The 18,076-nt window shown below is 42.1% G+C and carries 21 protein-coding genes; all 21 read right to left on the bottom strand.

Annotated features, from left to right (window positions below):
• Positions 1-23: 23 nt before the first annotated feature.
• On the bottom strand, positions 24-233 hold the full coding sequence (locus Q0C11_RS04010) for a DUF2970 domain-containing protein (RefSeq protein WP_293005957.1): 210 nt from the start codon (positions 231-233) through the stop codon (positions 24-26).
• Between the two features lie 30 nt (positions 234-263).
• On the bottom strand, positions 264-791 hold the full coding sequence (locus Q0C11_RS04005) for a cytochrome c oxidase assembly protein (protein WP_293005955.1): 528 nt from the start codon (positions 789-791) through the stop codon (positions 264-266).
• Between the two features lie 112 nt (positions 792-903).
• Entirely contained in the window at positions 904-2,490 is a 1,587-nt protein-coding gene (ctaD, locus tag Q0C11_RS04000; protein WP_293005953.1) for a cytochrome c oxidase subunit I, read from the bottom strand.
• A gap of 12 nt (positions 2,491-2,502) precedes the next feature.
• On the bottom strand, positions 2,503-3,333 hold the full coding sequence (gene coxB / locus Q0C11_RS03995; RefSeq protein ID WP_293005952.1) for a cytochrome c oxidase subunit II: 831 nt from the start codon (positions 3,331-3,333) through the stop codon (positions 2,503-2,505).
• A gap of 467 nt (positions 3,334-3,800) precedes the next feature.
• Complete coding sequence (locus Q0C11_RS03990) at positions 3,801-3,980, bottom strand: hypothetical protein (protein WP_293005951.1); 180 nt, start codon at positions 3,978-3,980, stop codon at positions 3,801-3,803.
• An 86-nt stretch (positions 3,981-4,066) separates the two neighbouring features.
• A complete protein-coding gene (locus Q0C11_RS03985; RefSeq protein WP_293005949.1) occupies positions 4,067-4,738 on the bottom strand; it encodes a Bax inhibitor-1/YccA family protein in 672 nt (223 codons plus the stop codon).
• A 116-nt stretch (positions 4,739-4,854) separates the two neighbouring features.
• Entirely contained in the window at positions 4,855-5,241 is a 387-nt protein-coding gene (locus Q0C11_RS03980) for a hypothetical protein (RefSeq protein ID WP_293006016.1), read from the bottom strand.
• Between the two features lie 76 nt (positions 5,242-5,317).
• Positions 5,318-6,364, bottom strand: a complete 1,047-nt coding sequence (ruvB, locus tag Q0C11_RS03975; RefSeq protein WP_293005947.1) for a Holliday junction branch migration DNA helicase RuvB — start codon at positions 6,362-6,364, stop codon at positions 5,318-5,320.
• Between the two features lie 22 nt (positions 6,365-6,386).
• Positions 6,387-6,968: a Holliday junction branch migration protein RuvA gene (gene ruvA, locus Q0C11_RS03970; RefSeq protein ID WP_293005945.1), complete on the bottom strand. Its 582-nt coding sequence runs from the start codon at positions 6,966-6,968 to the stop codon at positions 6,387-6,389.
• Positions 6,965-7,483, bottom strand: a complete 519-nt coding sequence (ruvC, locus tag Q0C11_RS03965) for a crossover junction endodeoxyribonuclease RuvC (protein WP_293006014.1) — start codon at positions 7,481-7,483, stop codon at positions 6,965-6,967. The genes ruvA and ruvC overlap by 4 nt, the downstream gene beginning before the upstream one ends.
• 24 nt (positions 7,484-7,507) lie before the next feature.
• The gene (locus Q0C11_RS03960) at positions 7,508-8,236 is read right to left on the bottom strand and encodes a YebC/PmpR family DNA-binding transcriptional regulator (RefSeq protein WP_293005943.1); all 729 of its coding nucleotides are present in this window, start codon (positions 8,234-8,236) and stop codon (positions 7,508-7,510) included.
• Positions 8,237-8,382: 146 nt separating this feature from the next.
• Positions 8,383-10,239 carry a glutamine--fructose-6-phosphate transaminase (isomerizing) gene (gene glmS / locus Q0C11_RS03955; protein WP_293005942.1) on the bottom strand — a complete coding sequence of 619 codons (1,857 nt, stop codon included), beginning with the start codon at positions 10,237-10,239 and terminating at the stop codon, positions 8,383-8,385.
• A 60-nt stretch (positions 10,240-10,299) separates the two neighbouring features.
• Entirely contained in the window at positions 10,300-11,673 is a 1,374-nt protein-coding gene (glmU, locus tag Q0C11_RS03950) for a bifunctional UDP-N-acetylglucosamine diphosphorylase/glucosamine-1-phosphate N-acetyltransferase GlmU (protein WP_293005940.1), read from the bottom strand.
• Positions 11,674-11,952: 279 nt separating this feature from the next.
• Complete coding sequence (locus tag Q0C11_RS03945; RefSeq protein ID WP_293005938.1) at positions 11,953-12,375, bottom strand: F0F1 ATP synthase subunit epsilon; 423 nt, start codon at positions 12,373-12,375, stop codon at positions 11,953-11,955.
• Between the two features lie 18 nt (positions 12,376-12,393).
• Positions 12,394-13,773 carry a F0F1 ATP synthase subunit beta gene (gene atpD / locus Q0C11_RS03940; protein ID WP_292919976.1) on the bottom strand — a complete coding sequence of 460 codons (1,380 nt, stop codon included), beginning with the start codon at positions 13,771-13,773 and terminating at the stop codon, positions 12,394-12,396.
• Between the two features lie 29 nt (positions 13,774-13,802).
• Positions 13,803-14,687: a F0F1 ATP synthase subunit gamma gene (gene atpG, locus Q0C11_RS03935; RefSeq protein WP_293005936.1), complete on the bottom strand. Its 885-nt coding sequence runs from the start codon at positions 14,685-14,687 to the stop codon at positions 13,803-13,805.
• 4 nt (positions 14,688-14,691) lie between these two features.
• The gene (atpA, locus tag Q0C11_RS03930) at positions 14,692-16,233 is read right to left on the bottom strand and encodes a F0F1 ATP synthase subunit alpha (protein WP_293005934.1); all 1,542 of its coding nucleotides are present in this window, start codon (positions 16,231-16,233) and stop codon (positions 14,692-14,694) included.
• 12 nt (positions 16,234-16,245) lie between these two features.
• On the bottom strand, positions 16,246-16,782 hold the full coding sequence (locus Q0C11_RS03925) for a F0F1 ATP synthase subunit delta (protein ID WP_293005932.1): 537 nt from the start codon (positions 16,780-16,782) through the stop codon (positions 16,246-16,248).
• A complete protein-coding gene (locus tag Q0C11_RS03920; protein ID WP_293005930.1) occupies positions 16,782-17,255 on the bottom strand; it encodes a F0F1 ATP synthase subunit B in 474 nt (157 codons plus the stop codon). Before Q0C11_RS03920 ends, Q0C11_RS03925 begins: the two co-directional genes overlap by 1 nt.
• 40 nt (positions 17,256-17,295) lie before the next feature.
• On the bottom strand, positions 17,296-17,568 hold the full coding sequence (atpE, locus tag Q0C11_RS03915; RefSeq protein WP_013646518.1) for a F0F1 ATP synthase subunit C: 273 nt from the start codon (positions 17,566-17,568) through the stop codon (positions 17,296-17,298).
• Between the two features lie 52 nt (positions 17,569-17,620).
• Positions 17,621-18,076 (bottom strand): FoF1 ATP synthase subunit a (locus Q0C11_RS03910; RefSeq protein ID WP_293005928.1); only part of this gene is annotated, 456 nt, incomplete at its 5' end.

Raw genomic sequence — 18,076 nt, 5'->3', positions numbered from 1 at the left:
CAACTTTATGATTTATTCAATTTCTAACTAAGAACCAATTTCACCAGCAACACCACACCCAGCACAAAAAGCAATCCCCCAATAATTCCACCTACGACGACATGAATTGGTTTCAATATTGCCGCATCATTTTCAAGATCACTCTTTTTACGGATTCCTATAAAGGCCGCAAATACTGCCTTAGCAATTTGCCAAATACTTACGTTAACTTCTTTTTCAGCAATTTTATCCATCCCTTAGTTTCCTTATAACTATGACTCACTTCAGCTACCGGGTAATTCAAAAAAAGTATATGAAATAGTCACTGTATCTATATCTGCAGGCAGGTTTGGTTCAATCACGAATTGCACTGGCATCTGTCTGGTTTCATTTGGCTTAAGAACCTGTTTTGTAAAACAAAAACACTCGAATTTTTTCAGATGCTTATCCAGAAAACGTGGGCTATAACTAGGTATCGCCTGCCCATTAATCTCTCGATCTGAATCATTTGTAATTTCGTACATCACGTTAACTGGCTCACCTGGGTGAATGCGAGCGCTAGTTTGCAGTGGTTTAAATTGCCAGGGTAATCCTCTTGTGTTGGCATCAAACTGAACTGTTATCCAGCGCTCTTCGTCCACCCAGTTATCCTTCACCCGTACGTCAGCCTGTAACAGATTGTTAATTCCGGTTACTTCGCAAAATTTTTCATAAAACGGCACCAAAGCATAACCAAAAACAAACATAACTAACGTGAAAATTAATAATTTTTTCAACATTAATACATTAGCTTTTGACTTACTAGTTACCATTGTTTGAAAATAACCACTAAATAAATGGCGAGCACCATAATTAACAGAATTATTCCTGTTCTAAGCTTCTTACGTTTTAATTCTGAGTCTTGTGACATACGTTTTCACTGCCTTAATTAACAACAGGTGGCTTCTCAAAACTATGGTATGGCGCAGGTGTTGGCAAATGCGTCCATTCCAGTGTTTTCGCACCTTCCCATGGCAACTGCGGTGCTTTTTCTCCACTGCGGATACAATTAATCATAATGTAAAGGAAAAGCAGTTGCGTCAGTCCAAACCCAAATGCACCAAGGCTAGAAATCATATTAAAATCAGCAAATTGCAAATTGTAATCTGGAACTCTACGTGGCATACCTGCCAAGCCCAAGAAATGCTGAACAAAGAAAGTTAAGTTAAAGAAGAACATGGACAACCAGAAGTGCCACTTACCTAACGTTTCATTGTACATACGACCGGTCCATTTCGGTATCCAGTAATAAGCGCCAGCAAAAAGTGCAAACAATGCACCTGACACTAATACATAATGGAAATGGGCAATCACATAATAGGTGTCTTGTACTTGTATATCAATTGGAACAATCGCACAAATCACACCGCTAAATCCGCCAATCACAAACAGGAAGATAAAGCCGACTGAAAACAGCATCGGTGTTTCAAATGTCATCGAACCACGCCACATGGTCGCCGTCCAGTTAAAGACTTTCACCGCGGTTGGAACTGCAATCAGCATCGTTGCATACATGAAGAACAATTGACCGACTGCCGGCATGCCTGCAGTGAACATATGATGCGCCCACACAACGCAAGATAAAATTGCGATCGATGCAGTTGCATAAACCATTGATGAATAACCGAATAATGGCTTGCGTGAGAAAGTTGGAATTATCTCAGAAACAATGCCGAATGCAGGCAAAATCATAATGTAGACTTCCGGGTGCCCAAAGAACCAGAAAATATGCTGAAATAAAACTGGATCTCCACCACCGGCGGCATTAAAGAAACTTGTTCCAAAATGGCGATCTGTGAGTAGCATTGTTACTACACCAGCCAGAACAGGCATAACCAGAACCAGTAAATAGGCAGTAATCAGCCATGTCCATACAAACATAGGCATCTTCATCAACGTCATGCCAGGCGCACGCATATTTAAGATGGTTGTGATGATATTAATTGAGCCCATAATTGAGGAAGCACCTAAAATATGAACTGAGAAAATCATCATATCCACGCCCAGGCCGCCCTGTGTCGAAAGTGGTGGATAGAATGTCCATCCTCCCGCTGCGGCACCACCTGGCACAAAAAATGATCCAATTAGCAAAGTAGCTGCCACCGGCAATAGCCAGAAGCTCCAGTTATTCATCCGTGCAAAAGCCATATCGGGCGCACCAATCATCAATGGTACTTGCCAATTAGCAAACCCCACAAAGGCCGGCATAATGGCACCGAATACCATGATTAGCCCATGTAACGTAGTAAATTGATTAAATAACTCAGGTTCTAGTATCTGAATGCCCGGCTGATATAATTCAGCCCGAATACCCATAGCCAAAAATCCACCCACCAAAAACATCGTAAAACTGAACCAAAGATACATCGTGCCAATATCTTTGTGATTGGTCGTTGTAACCCAACGCATTATCCCACTGGGATGATGATCATCATGTTCGTGACCATGTGTGTCACCGTGTACTGCTGCCATAGCTATCTCCTTTTACTTATTTTCTACATGCATTGATGTCTTGACTGCAGACGCGCTTAATTGAGCTGTCACCCATTGCGCATAATCATCTGCTTCCATGACTTCTACCACGATTGGCATAAATGCGTGATCCTTACCACACAGCTCGGAACACATCCCGCGATAGATTCCAGCCTTATCTGCCGTAAACCATGTATCGCGAATAAAGCCCGGAATCGCATCCTGCTTAACACCCAACGCTGGCACTGACCAAGCATGAAGCACATCATTCGCAGTTATCACAACGCGTACTTTTTTACCAACTGGAACGACCACATGATTATCAACCTCTAACAAATAGTGTTCGCCCTTAGGTTCTTTATTCTCAATTTGTGCTCGTGGCGTCGAGATTCTACTAAAAAAGCTAATACCTTCACCTTCGCCTTGCAGATAATCATAGCCCCACATCCATTGGTAGCCCGTTGCTTTGATCGTCATATCCGGACTCGAAGTATCCTTCATGGCGATAACAGTCTTGGTTGCAGGCCATGCCATAACTACAAGAATAATACAGGGTATTATAGTCCAGATAACTTCTGCTGCAGTGCTGTGATGAAAATTTGCTGCCTTGTGCCCCACAGACTTTCGGTGCTTAAGGATGGAATAAAACATAACACTAAATACACCGATAAAAATGACCAAACATATCCACATAAGCCAAATATGCATATCATAAGTTTCTTTTGCGATGATACTTTGCGGCTCTGGAAAATTATATCTAGATCCCAGAGATCCCACCGCCATGCTTGAGTACAAAGCGAGAGCGGACACCCCCGCCAGGGTTACTACTGATTTACTTCCCATATTTCCCCCTACATGATTACAAATTTTACAGACTTCAGGCACGACTATGAATGCGACAAACCTGAACCATTATCTTGTTCAGCCAGTTCATGAATTTCATACGTTACAATCTTGTTTTATTAAGACCACACCTTGATTGACGATAATCATATTTCTTTGGCCGAATTTCCTTATTATCCGCAACTTAGATTTTCTTAGTTATAGATACCTTCTACATGCTAATTAATCAAGTGGAAATTCTAGCATGTCACTGTTGCTCAAACAAGGAAAATTCATGATTTTTATAGGAATATTCCCATACTTATAATATGGTATTGCCATAATAGGACAGCTAAAAAACATTGCGCGAAATAAAAAAAATCTTCTTAATTCGCAATGAAGCTTACTGCTTTTTCTTAAATTCATCTCAAACGAATTTAAATCACGGAACCTCAAAACCTGAAATTAATCGCTTCCAGGAAAGTAGATCAAACCAATTTAATCAGCAACATGATAAACAGGACTACCGCAGCAATTGGAATGACGAAACTCATCCAATCGGAAGATGTGCCTTTGGGACTATTTTTTATCATATGCCGAGTTCTTGGAAACAAGACAACAATAAACATGACTAGCGCCAAAGCAGCAATGATTTGCATCCAATCCATGATTAATTCCTCACATTGAAGTTCTTTTATCCAAAACAAAACCCCGGTTTAACCGGGGTTTTATGGATTATTCTAAAATCCGGAAATTAATCGTCATTGCCCATAATACCCAGTATTTGCAGCAGGCTAATGAAGATGTTAAAAATTGTCATATATAAACCAATAGTGGCCAGCACGTAATTGGTTTCACCACCATGAATAATGCGACTGGTGTCATGCAGAATAAAGCCACTCATGATCATAATGACAACAGCAGATATCATCAATGACATAGCCGGTATTTGCAGGAATATATTAGCTAGGGCAGCTAGCAGCACTAACAAAAATCCTACCATCAAGAATCCACCGAGGAAACTGAAATCTTTCCGTGTAGTCAGCACATATGCAGACAGACCCATGAAAATAGCTCCAGTTCCGACGAACGACAGCGTAATGATATTTCCACCATTAGGAAGAGACGCATACATAGTTAATATAGGCCCCAGTCCAAAACCCAGCAAGCCAGTAATCAGAAATACAATTCCGATTCCAGCAGGTGAGTTTGCAAAACGTGGCAATACAAACATCGCAATAACCATAGCACCAATGACTGATATCAAATAAGTCATTGGAGGCATATTCATCATCATTGATATGGCAGCAGTAAATCCGCTGAATAACAATGTTAAAGACAAAAGCATATATGTGTTACGTAATACTTTATTTGTTGCTATCGCAGAAGGTGATCTTTGCGAAACGGTTGATAAATTTTGATTCATTATTAAATAGCCTCCACTGTGAATTTATAACAAACTATTCTAACGATCGATAAGACTACTATATGAAGAATATAGTTCAAAGCATAATATCATGAATTATGCCGTATTTTTAGACCCTACTCGTTTGAAACTTTTGCCAATGTAAAATTATACACAAGAAAAAACCCTCCTCGCTCGATTAAAGTAATATTTAGACTAATTAGTCCTGCGTCAAAATTAGCAGCACCTGAGTAATTAATGCGTTTTTCTCCAACCAGTGAGAATGCACTAACAGTACGAGAAAAATTAAGTTCTTCGATGGATTGAAATCGACCGAAACTGCGATACAGATCCATCAGCTGATCAAGCTGTTCGTCGCTTATTGTTTGCCTCGCTTCTGGTGCCAAGTGAAGCAGCAGCGCTTGTTTTTCCCAACTTGAAATTTCGGTTAATATTTGGGCAATTGCGGGTTCTGCACTTTTACTGTAAAAATCTTTTTCACGACTGGTATAAAAATACAACATAGCCACTAGTGTCAGCAATACGGCTACAATGAATCGCAATGTTTGAATCTGCATAGGTTGTAAGCAATAGAGTTAGTTATAAATTTCTTTCTTCCCAAAGTTCGCTACTTAATCCACTATTTGACTGGACAATACCAAAATGCTGATAAGCCGCTGTCGTTGCCATACGTCCTCTTGATGTGCGTTTCAAGAATCCTTGCTGAATTAAGTATGGCTCTAACACATCTTCAATCGTGTCGCGCTCTTCACTAATCGCAGCAGCGAGATTATCAACACCAACCGGGCCACCACTAAATTTTTCCAATATGACTAATAGCAATTTCCGATCCATGACATCCAGCCCGATCGCATCAACATCCAACATGCTCAAAGCAGCATCCGCCACAAGGTGAGTAATATGCCCATCTGCCTTTACCTGGGCATAATCACGCACGCGGCGCAGCAAACGATTAACAATGCGTGGCGTGCCACGCGAACGGCGAGCAATTTCTAGTGCACCATCGGATGAAATTTGTACTTTCAATAACCCGGCAGAACGAATAACTATCTTGCCAAGTTCTTCCGGCGTATAAAACTCCAGGCGTGACACAATGCCAAAACGATCACGTAGTGGGTTCGTAAGCATGCCAGCACGTGTCGTCGCTCCCACCAAAGTAAATGAAGGCAAGTCGAGCTTCACAGATCGAGCTGCCGGCCCCTCTCCTATCATAATATCTAATTGATAGTCTTCCAAAGCCGGATAAAGAATTTCTTCTACTACAGGTGAGAGGCGATGAATCTCATCGATAAACAGAACATCATTAGGCTCCAGATTGGTTAATAAAGCCGCCAAATCTCCCGGACGCTCCAGTACCGGACCAGAAGTTTGCCGCAAATTAACACCCATTTCTCTGGCAATAATATGCGCCAGTGTCGTCTTACCTAATCCGGGCGGCCCGAATAATAAAACATGATCCAGCGCTTCGTGTCTATTCCTGGCGGCTTCTATAAATATCTGTAGTTGTCCGCGAATTTTTTCCTGACCGATATACTCCTCAAGTTGTTTAGGACGTAATGCCCGCTCTAATATTTCTTCTTGCGAAGATGAGGAAATAGCAGTTATAAGCCGATCGGTTTCAATCATTCATTACCCTCGTGATTTTCTACTATCTCTCTTTAGATAATAATTGCAACGCTTGGCGTATGCCATCGGATACCATCGCATCCGAAGAAATCTGCTTAATAGCCCAACTGGCTTCACGATCGCTATAGCCCAATGATAGCAATGCATTGAGAATGTCACTCCCACTGGTTGACGACGCAGCATGATCAGAATTGAGAACTGCCAAGTCCAATTTATCCCGCAATTCAAGCAATAAACGCTCGGCCGTCTTTTTTCCAATACCAGGCACTTTTACTAATCGCGCACTATCTTGAGCACTCACCGCACGATGCAGATCGGGTACGCTCAAGCCAGATAGAAGTGCTAATGCTGTTCTTGCGCCTATACCGGAAATTTTTACCAACATTCGAAATGTCTGACGCTCCGGCTCTGTCGCAAAACCAAACAGTAAATGCATATCTTCACGTATTACAAGGTGGGTATACAAAGTAACTTGAGTTCCGACTATGGGTAGGTCATAAAAAGTACTCATCGGCACATCAATCTCATAACCAACTCCCTGCACTTCCAGCAATACCTGGGGCGGATGTTTTTCTAACAATGTACCTGTTAATCGCCCAATCAAACTAACCGCCCACGCTTCATTCGATAGCCGGTTGTCGCAATTCTTCCCAAGCCAAGCCCTCCATTCGCATGGCAAATGGCACAAGCCAAAGCATCAGCGGCATCGGCACCTGGGCTTCCGGTCAGTTTAAGTAATCGCACCACCATTTCTTGTACTTGATCTTTTTTTGCATGACCATTTCCAACAACTGCTTGCTTAACTTGCAATGCAGTATATTCAGCCACCATCAGATTATTTATGACTGCTGCACAAATTGCCGCACCACGCGCTTGCCCCAGCAATAATGTTGATCTAGGGTTGATATTGACAAAAACCTGCTCTATGGAAACGTGTTGTGGACGATATAACGCAATAATTTCGGCTAAATTATCTAAAATCAACTTAAGACGGAATGGCAATTCACCTTCAGAGGTTTTAATGCTGCCACTGCTAACGTAGGTTAAATCGCTTCCATTCTTATCTATAACACCAAAACCAGTGATACGTAATCCAGGATCTATGCCGAGAATACGGATTTTATCACCTCATAATAGCTTAGTTTATGACTCTTCAAGTACGACCGTAGTATATACATTCTGTACATCGTCCAAATTTTCCAGCGCGTCTAATAATTTCTGCATTTTTACCGCATCATCACCCGAAAGTATGATTTCATCACCTGGCTTCATAGTTACTTCAGCCAATTCTGCCTTAAATCCCGCATTCTCCAAAGCATCTTTTATATTTATGAACTCATAAGGAGCAGTAATTACTTCGATACTACCGTCCTCGTTACAGATCACGTCTTCAGCCCCGCTCTCCAACGCTGCTTCTATGATCCCATCCTCATTCGTTCCAGGCGCGAAAATTAACTGGCCACAGTGTTTGAACAGAAAACTAACGGAACCATCCGTTCCTAAGTTCCCACCAAATTTGGTAAAAGCATGGCGCACATCAGCCACGGTTCGAACACGATTATCCGTCATGCAATCCACCATCACCGCAGCACCTGCTATTCCATATCCCTCATAACGAATTTCTTCATAATCAACGCCATCTAGTTCACCGCAACCCCGTTTAATCGCACGCTCAACGTTATCTTTTGGCATATTCTGGTCGTATGCTTTATCTATCGCCAAACGCAAGCGCGGATTACTATCTGGATCTCCGCCACCCATTCGAGCAGCCACTGTAATTTCCTTGATAAGTCGAGTAAATACTTTACCGCGTTTGGCATCTTGCGCTGCTTTCTTATGCTTAATATTTGCCCACTTGCTATGACCAGCCATTTATTAACACCCTTAACTAAAGTAAGCTGATATTACCACCCTACATTCTATGGATAAAGTATCTAGCTTCGTAGCAATACAGATAAAATAAATTATTCAATGGCATGCAATAATTTTAGCTGCATACAGTCCATTTTCTATTAATGTTATTCAACAGTCACGGCTTTCGCCAAATTCCGCGGCTTATCAACATCCGTGCCTTTCACTAAGGCCACATGATAAGCCAATAACTGCAGCGGTATGGTATGTAGAATCGGGCTCAACAAGCCTGCATGCTCAGATAAACGAATGATATGCAGATTTTTATTCTGCGTCATTTGAGAATCCGCATCTGCAAATACATAAAGTTCACCACCCCGAGCATGCACTTCTTGCAGATTTGATTTAAGCTTGCCAATCAACTGATCATTAGGTGCTATGGCTACGACAGGCATCTCATTATCAACCAAAGCCAGTGGCCCATGCTTCAACTCTCCTGCTGCATAAGCTTCAGCATGAATGTAAGAAATTTCTTTGAGCTTAAGCGCTCCTTCCATCGCAATAGGATAATGAACTCCGCGCCCAAGAAATAGTGCATGACGCTTTTGTGCAAAACTTCTTGCCCAGATCTTCACCTGCGGTTCGATTTGTAATGCCTGTTGCAGGGCCATCGGCAAATGGCGAAGCGCCATAATCATCCGTTGCTCATCCTGAGCGGATAATTTATGGCGCATCTTTGCCAATGTCACTGTCAATAACAATAGTGAGGCCAATTGTGTAGTAAATGCTTTCGTCGAGGCTACTCCAATCTCTGGGCCCGCACGTGTGAGAAAGCACAAATCAGCTTGTCGTATCAATGCACTTTCTGGCACATTACAAATGGCAAGACTGTATTGATGACCTAACTTCTTAGCGTAACTTATTGCCGCCAGAGTATCGGCAGTTTCACCAGATTGAGAAATGCCAACTACTAAGGTAGCTTGATCCGCCAGGGGATTACGGTAACGGTATTCACTGGCAATCTCAACATTACAGGGAATTCCGGCAACAGTTTCCAGCCAGTGCCTTGCCACTAAGCCTGCATGATAGCTTGTTCCACAAGCTAGAATTTGAATATTGTTAGTTTTGGAAAATACTTTCTCAGCTTCGCTACCAAATAAGTTGGGGGAAATTGATTGCGCATTAAAAACCATCTCCAAGGTATTTGCCACAGCGCTGGGTTGCTCGAAAATTTCTTTCTGCATGAAATGCGCATAGGGCCCCAATTCAATTGACTCACTTGATAGATTACTTTCGTGAACAGGACGTTTAATTTCTCTTACAAAATTTGTATTTAGGCAATTGACAATTCGATATTCACTGCAAGTAAGTTCAGCCACATCGCCTTCTTCCAAATAAATCATTTTTCTAGTTGCCTTTAGCAAAGCAGATGCATCAGAAGCCGCATAATTACCGCTTTCACCTAATCCCAATAACAATGGCGCTCCATTACGTGCCACAACAATTCTCTCTGGCCGAGTTTCCTCCATGACCGCGATCGCATAAGCGCCGTGTAGCTCAGCAATTGATGCGCAAACCGCTGTCACCAAATCACCGGCATGCTTAAGATTAAAAGCAATCAAATGCGCAATTACCTCAGAATCAGTATCGGAAATAAATTCAAATCCCTCTACCAGCAATCGTTCGCGCATTATCTCATGATTTTCAATTATCCCATTATGGGCGATGGCGATTCGGGCAGGAGATTCTGGTGTTCCAGAAAAATGAGGATGCGCATTACGCTCAGAAGGGGCTCCGTGCGTCGCCCAGCGAGTATGTGCTATACCAGCGGAGCCCTGTAGATTCTTTTCACAAACAAGCTTTTGTAACTCGGTTACACGACCCGTTGTGCGCAATCTTTGCAAACCATTGCAAGCTACCACGAGACCAGCGGAATCATATCCTCGGTATTCTAAATGTAATAACCCATCTAATAACACCGGAACGATATTACTGTTTGCTACTGCACCCACTATTCCACACATATCGCATTTTCCTGCTACTCAAACTGGCAAATAAATACTGCCGGGACGATAAATGTGACTCTATTTTTTGATTTTTGAAGGACGTCTCCACCCAACAATGCTGACTTGTTTCGATCTGGACAAGGTAAGTTGATTCGCTGGCGTTTCTTTGGTAATTGTTGTTCCAGCTCCAATTGTTGACCCTTTTGATATCTTAACAGGCGCAACAAGCTGCGTGTCAGATCCGATAAAAACATCATCCTCGATGATAGTAGTGTGCTTGTTAGCGCCATCGTAATTACAAGTGATTGTTCCGGCACCGATATTGACATTCTTCCCTACGCAAGAGTCGCCAATATAGCTTAAATGATTCGTTTTGCTCCCCACACCAATCTGGCTATTTTTAACTTCAACAAAATTACCAATCTGCACTTCACTGGCAAGTCGAGTGCCAGGACGAATGCGAGCATAAGGGCCTATCTTGCAATTCTCACCAATTTCTGCATCTTCCACCATGCTATAGGGATGAATAATACTTCCAGCCGCTACCGTTACATTCCTGAGTATGCAATGAGCGCCTACCTGCACATGATTACCTAGCTTAACAGTCCCTTCAAAAATACAATTAATATCAATTTCAACATCTGATCCACAAATGAGTTCACCTCGTATATCAATTCGCAATGGATCAATCAAACTAACCCCTTCATCCAACAACTTATTAGCACAGTATTTTTGAAAGTGCCTTGCAAGTTCTGCCAATTGGAGCTTGTTATTAACACCAATTACTTCCCAAAAACTTTCAGCCTGTGACGATGCAACATAAACCCCATTTTTAACAGCCATCTCAATGATATCTGTTAAATAATATTCATGTTGAGTATTTTCATTTTTGATTGTAGGCAACCATTCATGTAAATAAACATTGGGCAGAAGCATAATACCGGTGTTAATTTCATGTATATCTTGTTGTCCTGCGCTAGCGTCTTTTTGTTCAACAATCGCAGTAACTGCCCCGGTTTCGATATCACGCACGATTCTACCGTAACCAAAAGGATTTTCTATTACTGTGGACAACACAGCGCAGTTTTTCCCATCTGCCACGACCAATAATTGACGCAATGTTTGAACACTTACTAATGGAACATCTCCATAAAGAATAAGTGTCAAGCCGTCATCACTAAGTTGAGATAGTGCTTGCATTAGCGCGTGCCCGGTACCCAGTTGTTGCTCCTGTATCACCCACGTCAAATCATCCCCGATGATCGTTTGTCTTATTGTTTCTCCGCCATGACCTATGACCACGCAAATTTTATTAGGTGATAGCTTTCGCGCTGTATTAATTACATGCGTCAGTAACGGTCGACCCGCCAACATATGCAATACTTTTGGAAGAGAAGAATGCATACGCTTTCCAGCACCTGCTGCGAGAATTACTACATTTAGCTTCAGCATAATTTTTAATGATTTCGAAATAAATATAGCGATCTAATTGAATGAATAATAATTTTCCAGTAATTTCTTATAATAGTCTTTGCAAGTTAACTCACCACTGATTTTAATATTTATTATTTTACAAGTGGTTAAAACTAGCAGAAGTTTAAACAGAAGGCACAAAAAAAGCGATATATATCGCTTTTTTTGTGCCTTCTTTATTTTAAATAATATTACGGCAAACTAATGAAGTAACAATTTAATACTTCGGTTCACTTGTATCCGGTTACCTTACATTGGCTAATGTCCACGTTTTCTTAGTTTATCAATCGCCGCAAGCTGTGCCATTGCTTCTATCAATTCGGCCTGCGCTCTAACATAATCCAATTCTGATTCCTTATTTTTCATTGCCTCTTCAGCGGCCCGTTTGGATTCAAGCGCTTTAGCTTCATCAAGATCACGGCTTCGCACAGCAGTATCAGCTAGTATAGTAACAATATCTGGCTGGACTTCTAGCATACCTCCAGACACATATATTAATTCTTCTTCTTTCAACTGAGCTTTTATGCGCACCATTCCAGATTTTATTTTTGTCAGCATCGGTGTATGACGCGGATAAATACCTACCTCGCCCATTTGTGCTGGTGCAACCATAAATTCCACAGGCCCTGAATAAATTGATTCCTCAGCACTAACTATATCAAGATGAAAAATGGTACCCATCGCTATTTTCTCAGAGTTTTATTGAAGTGTTTTCGATTTTTCGATTGCTTCTTCGATACTACCAACCATATAAAACGCTTGTTCTGGCAAATCATCATATTCGCCTCCAACAATACCTTTAAAACCTTTAATAGTATCTTTTAGAGACACATATTTCCCTGGAGAACCAGTAAATACTTCTGCAACATTGAACGGTTGAGACAAAAATCGTTGAATTTTACGAGCACGACTCACAGCAAGTTTATCTTCTGGAGACAACTCATCCATACCCAGAATTGCAATAATATCTCTTAATTCTTTATAGCGCTGTAAGGTCTGCTGCACTGCGCGAGCAGTATTGTAATGTTCCTCCCCTACAACTTGTGGATCAAGCTGACGTGAAGTTGAATCAAGAGGATCCACAGCCGGATAAATGCCTAAGGAAGCAATATCGCGAGACAATACCACCGTTGCATCCAAATGACCAAATGTTGTTGCTGGTGATGGATCGGTTAAATCGTCAGCTGGTACATATACAGCCTGTATTGAAGTAATTGATCCAGTTTTAGTAGATGTAATACGTTCTTGTAGTCGTCCCATTTCCTCAGCAAGAGTTGGCTGATACCCAACCGCTGACGGCATACGCCCAAGCAAAGCGGAAACTTCTGTTCCAGCCAAAGTATAACGATATATATTGTCTACAAAAAACAATACGTCACGGCCTTCGTCACGGAACGATTCCGCCATTGTCAACCCAGTTAACGCTACACGCAAACGATTTCCGGGCGGCTCATTCATCTGGCCATAAACAAGAGCCACTTTATCCAGCACCTTAGAATCTTTCATTTCATGATAAAAATCATTCCCTTCGCGTGTGCGCTCTCCCACACCTGCGAATACCGAATATCCACTGTGCTCAATCGCAATATTACGAATCAATTCCATCATATTAACCGTTTTGCCAACACCCGCACCGCCAAATAATCCGACTTTACCACCCTTAGCAAACGGACAAATCAAATCTATCACTTTGATACCAGTTTCGAGCAGCTCTGTTGATGCCGAGAGTTCATCAAAAGCAGGAGCTTCACGATGTATCGACATATGCTGCTCGGCACCGATATCCCCCATTTCATCAATTGGACGGCCCAAAACATCCATGATACGTCCTAACGTTTTGATTCCAACAGGTACATGAATCTGTTTTCCGCTATTTTGCACCATCATTCCACGACGCAATCCATCTGATGAGCCCAGTGCAATTGTGCGTACCACGCCATCACCCAACTGTTGCTGTACTTCGAGCGTAAGCTCAGAACCTTCCATCACTAATGCATCATATACTTTTGGGAGAGATTCGCGCGGAAACTCCACATCAATCACTGCACCAATACACTGAACAATTTTTCCTTGACTCATTGTTGTTCCCTAAACAAATACAAAAATTTTTAAACAGCTGCCGCGCCGCCGACAATTTCAGACAGTTCCTTCGTAATTGCCGCTTGCCTGGATTTGTTATAAATCAATGTCAATTCATCAATAACATTACCAGCGTTGTCGGATGCAGCTTTCATCGCAACCATCCTTGCGGATTGCTCTGACGCCATATTTTCAGCCACAGCTTGATATATTAAAGCCTCAACATATCGAACCATAATATCATCTATGACCGGCTTCGCTTCTGGCTCATAAATATAATCCCAAGATGTTTTTGACGGTGCATCGCTTTGATTATCGCTTTGCATAACCTCATCAGTTAATGGGAGTAGTTGTTCCATAACTGGCTGTTGCTTCATGGTATTGATAAAGCGATTATAAAAAATAAACACTCGATCAAACTGATCCTGTGTATAACCGTCCAGTACCACCTTAACTGCGCCAATGAGTCTCGCTATATCCGGTGTATCACCAAGCCCTACAACTTGTGAGGTAATATTCGCACCAATCCGACTCATAAAGCCTAGGCCTTTGTTACCAATACAACAAGCCTCTATCTGCTCTCCCTCGTTACTCCATATCTTCATCTGACTCAAAGTCTTACGCAACACATTCGTGTTCAATCCACCGCACAAGCCTTTGTCTGAAGTAATAACAATAATTCCAATTTTTTGGACCGTATCCCGCTCGATCAAGAATGGATGTCTATACTCGGTATTTGCCCGGCTCATATGCGCAGCAACATTTCGAATTTTTTCTCCGTAAGGTCGCGCTTTTTTCATACGTTCTTGAGCTTTACGCATTTTTGATGCCGCCACCATTTCCATGGCGCGTGTAATTTTTTGCGTATTCTTTACACTCTTGATCTTATTGCGTATTTCTCTGCTGCCAGCCATTTGTTTAATAAGTTCCGCTTTGCTTAAATTCTACAATTGCTGCTGTCAACTCCTTTTCAGTTCCAGCATCAAGCTCTTTGGTTTTCTCTATATTGTCTAGAATTTTTCCATGTTGGTTGCGAATGTAGCTTTTCAGCGCAGATTCGAATGCTAAAGCACGACCAACTTCCACATCATCGAAATAGCCATTATTAATGGCAAACAAAGTAAGAGCCATTTCCGAAACACTGAGAGTTGCATACTGAGATTGCTTCATAAGCTCAGTCGCCATTTTCCCACGCTCTAGCTGTTTTCGTGTCGCTTCATCTAAATCAGACGCGAATTGAGCAAATGCAGCTAATTCGCGATACTGCGCTAGAGCCAAGCGTATGCCGCCGCCTAGCTTTTTGATCACCTTAGTTTGCGCCGCCCCACCTACACGAGAAACGGAAACACCAGCGTTAATTGCCGGACGTATACCAGCATTAAATAAATCAGACTCAAGAAAAATTTGCCCATCAGTGATAGAAATCACATTCGTCGGCACGAAGGCAGTTACATCCCCAGCTTGGGTTTCAATGATCGGAAGAGCGGTTAAAGAGCCTGTCTTACCTTTAACTTCTCCATTTGTCGCCTTTTCAACATAAGCCGCACTTACTCGCGCCGCCCTTTCCAGCAAACGTGAGTGAAGATAAAAAACGTCACCCGGATATGCCTCACGACCTGGAGGACGTCTCAAGAGCAATGAAATCTGCCGATATGCCCATGCTTGCTTAGTTAAATCGTCATAAACAATTAATGCATCCTGCCCTTTGTCTCGGAAATATTCGCCCATAGTGCAACCTGAATAGGGTGCAATAAATTGCATTGCCGCTGATTCTGAGGCTGTCGCTGCCACCACAATGGTATATTCCATTGCACCATGCTCTTCGAGTTTACGCACTACGTTTGCAATTGATGATGCCTTTTGACCGACCGCGACATAAATACAAAACATGTTCTGGCCTTTCTGATTAAGTATCGCATCAATTGCAACAGCGGTCTTTCCTGTTTGACGATCACCAATGATCAATTCACGCTGACCGCGACCAATTGGCACCATAGAATCTACAGACTTCAATCCGGTTTGCACTGGCTGATCAACTGATTGACGCCAGATCACACCTGGCGCGATTTTCTCAATCGGCTCCGACCTTACAGCTGTAATAGGCCCTTTTCCGTCTATCGGCTGGCCCAGTGCATTTACAACACGCCCTAACAAGCCTTCCCCAACAGGAACCTCGAGGATGCGACCGGTACATTTGACTATATCGCCTTCACAGATATGCTCGTATGCACCCATAATAACTGCACCTACGGAATCTCTCTCAAGATTCAACGCCAAACCAAAAGTATTGCCTGGAAATTCCAGCATTTCCCCTTGCATTACATCTGATAGTCCATGTATGCGCACAATACCGTCTGTTACAGAGACAATAGTTCCTTGCGTACGAACCTCTGCCGTATCCGCAAGTCCCTCAATCCTTTTTTTAATCAGTTCGCTGATTTCGGATGGATTTAACTGCATTTATTTTAACTCCTAGCTTTTAAGGGCAACAGCCATAGCTTCTAGTTTCCCACGAACTGATGCATCTAAAGTTTCATCACCAATTTCCACTTTAACGCCACCTATCAGTTCAGGATCAACACTCACTTGAGCTTCTATTTTTCGATTAAATTTTTGCTCTAAATTAGCAACTAATTTATTAATTTGATCGCTTTGCATTTTGAATGCACTGATGATTTTAGCTTCCAAAACACCTTCATACTCTGCTTTTAATTGCTCAAATAATTGACTTACCTGAGGCAACACCAACACCCGTTTATTTTCCGCCATCAGCATAATAAGATTTCGCGCTTGGGGCGTGAATTTATTTCCACCAACCTCTTGAATCAACTCACCTAACTGTTTAACTGATATCAGCGGATTACCGATAAGGAGCTTTACTTGATTGTCTTGCGCTATTGCAGCCGCAAGCTGCAAAATTTTCGACCATTGAGACAACTCCTTGCTTTCAACAGCAAGTTTATATGCCGCCTCCGCATACGGCCTTGCTACAGTAATTGCTTCAGCCATTATTTCAAATCTTCCCGTATTGCCACAAGAAGATCAGCATGCGCCTTAGCATCCACTTCGCGACGCAATATTTTCGCCGCCCCTGCGACCGCCAATTCAGCAACCTGCTGCCTTAGCACTTCTTTTGCACTAAAAATTTCATGCTCAATATCTGCTTTTGCGCCAGCAACGATTCGGTCACCCTCTTCTCTTGCCATTTTTTTCGCCTCTTCAACAACTTCTGCAGCACGTTTTTCAGCTTGCGCAATTATTTCCGAAGCGCGCTGCTTGGCATCCTTCAACACATCCGAAGAACGTTGGCTTGCAATCTCCAATTCATGACGACCACGCTCACCAGCGGCCAAACCGTCAGCAATCGTCTTTTGTCGCTCTTCTATCGCGTGCAGCAATGGCGGCCATATATACTTAATAGTAAACCAAATGAAGACTGAAAAGGCTATCGCCTGAGAAATTAAAGTAAAGTTAATATTCATGACAAGCCTGTATTATCTGATCTAAACAGCAAAAACATTATTACTGAATTACTGCCAGCAATGGATTACCAAATGCAAACAACATCGCCAAGCCAACAGCAATAATAAATGATGCGTCCGTCAAGCCTAATAAAAGAAACACCTTACCCTGCAAAGTTGGAATCATCTCAGGTTGACGCGCCGCGCCTTCAAGAAAGCGGCTACACATAACCCCAACCCCTATACACGCACCAGCTGCACCAAGACCGATCATCAAACCAATACCTATTCCGGTATATGCCTGAATCATTGCTAAATACTGCAAATTCTCCATTTTAATTTCCTTCTGTAAGATTAAAAATATGCAACAAAAAAAGATCTAGAATTTAATGCGACTCATGCGCCATCGATAAATATACAACCGTCAACATCATGAAGATAAAAGCTTGCAAAGTAACGATCAAGATATGGAATATTGCCCAACCCGCCCCCAATATTGCGCCAAAGATTGTACCAGACACACCGGTTGCCGCCCACATGCCCAATAATAGAAAAATAATCTCGCCAGCATATATATTTCCAAAAAGCCGCAGAGAGTGAGATAGAGGTTTTGATACGTATTCAATAAAATTGAATAGTAAATTCAACAACCATAACAATGGATTTTTTCCAAAGGGCGTGCAAAAAAGCTCATGCATCCAGCCACCAAATCCCTTGACCTTTACATTAAAGAAAAGCATGAGCAACCAGATTGATAAAGCCAACGCAAAAGTTGTATTGATATCTGTTGTTGGCACTATCTTCCAATTGTGCAAACCAAATGCATGCTCCATAATCCATGC

It is taken from the genome of Nitrosomonas sp. (assembly GCF_022842015.1).
Lineage (GTDB): Bacteria > Pseudomonadota > Gammaproteobacteria > Burkholderiales > Nitrosomonadaceae > Nitrosomonas.
This window is presented reverse-complemented; position numbering and strand designations above follow the sequence as displayed.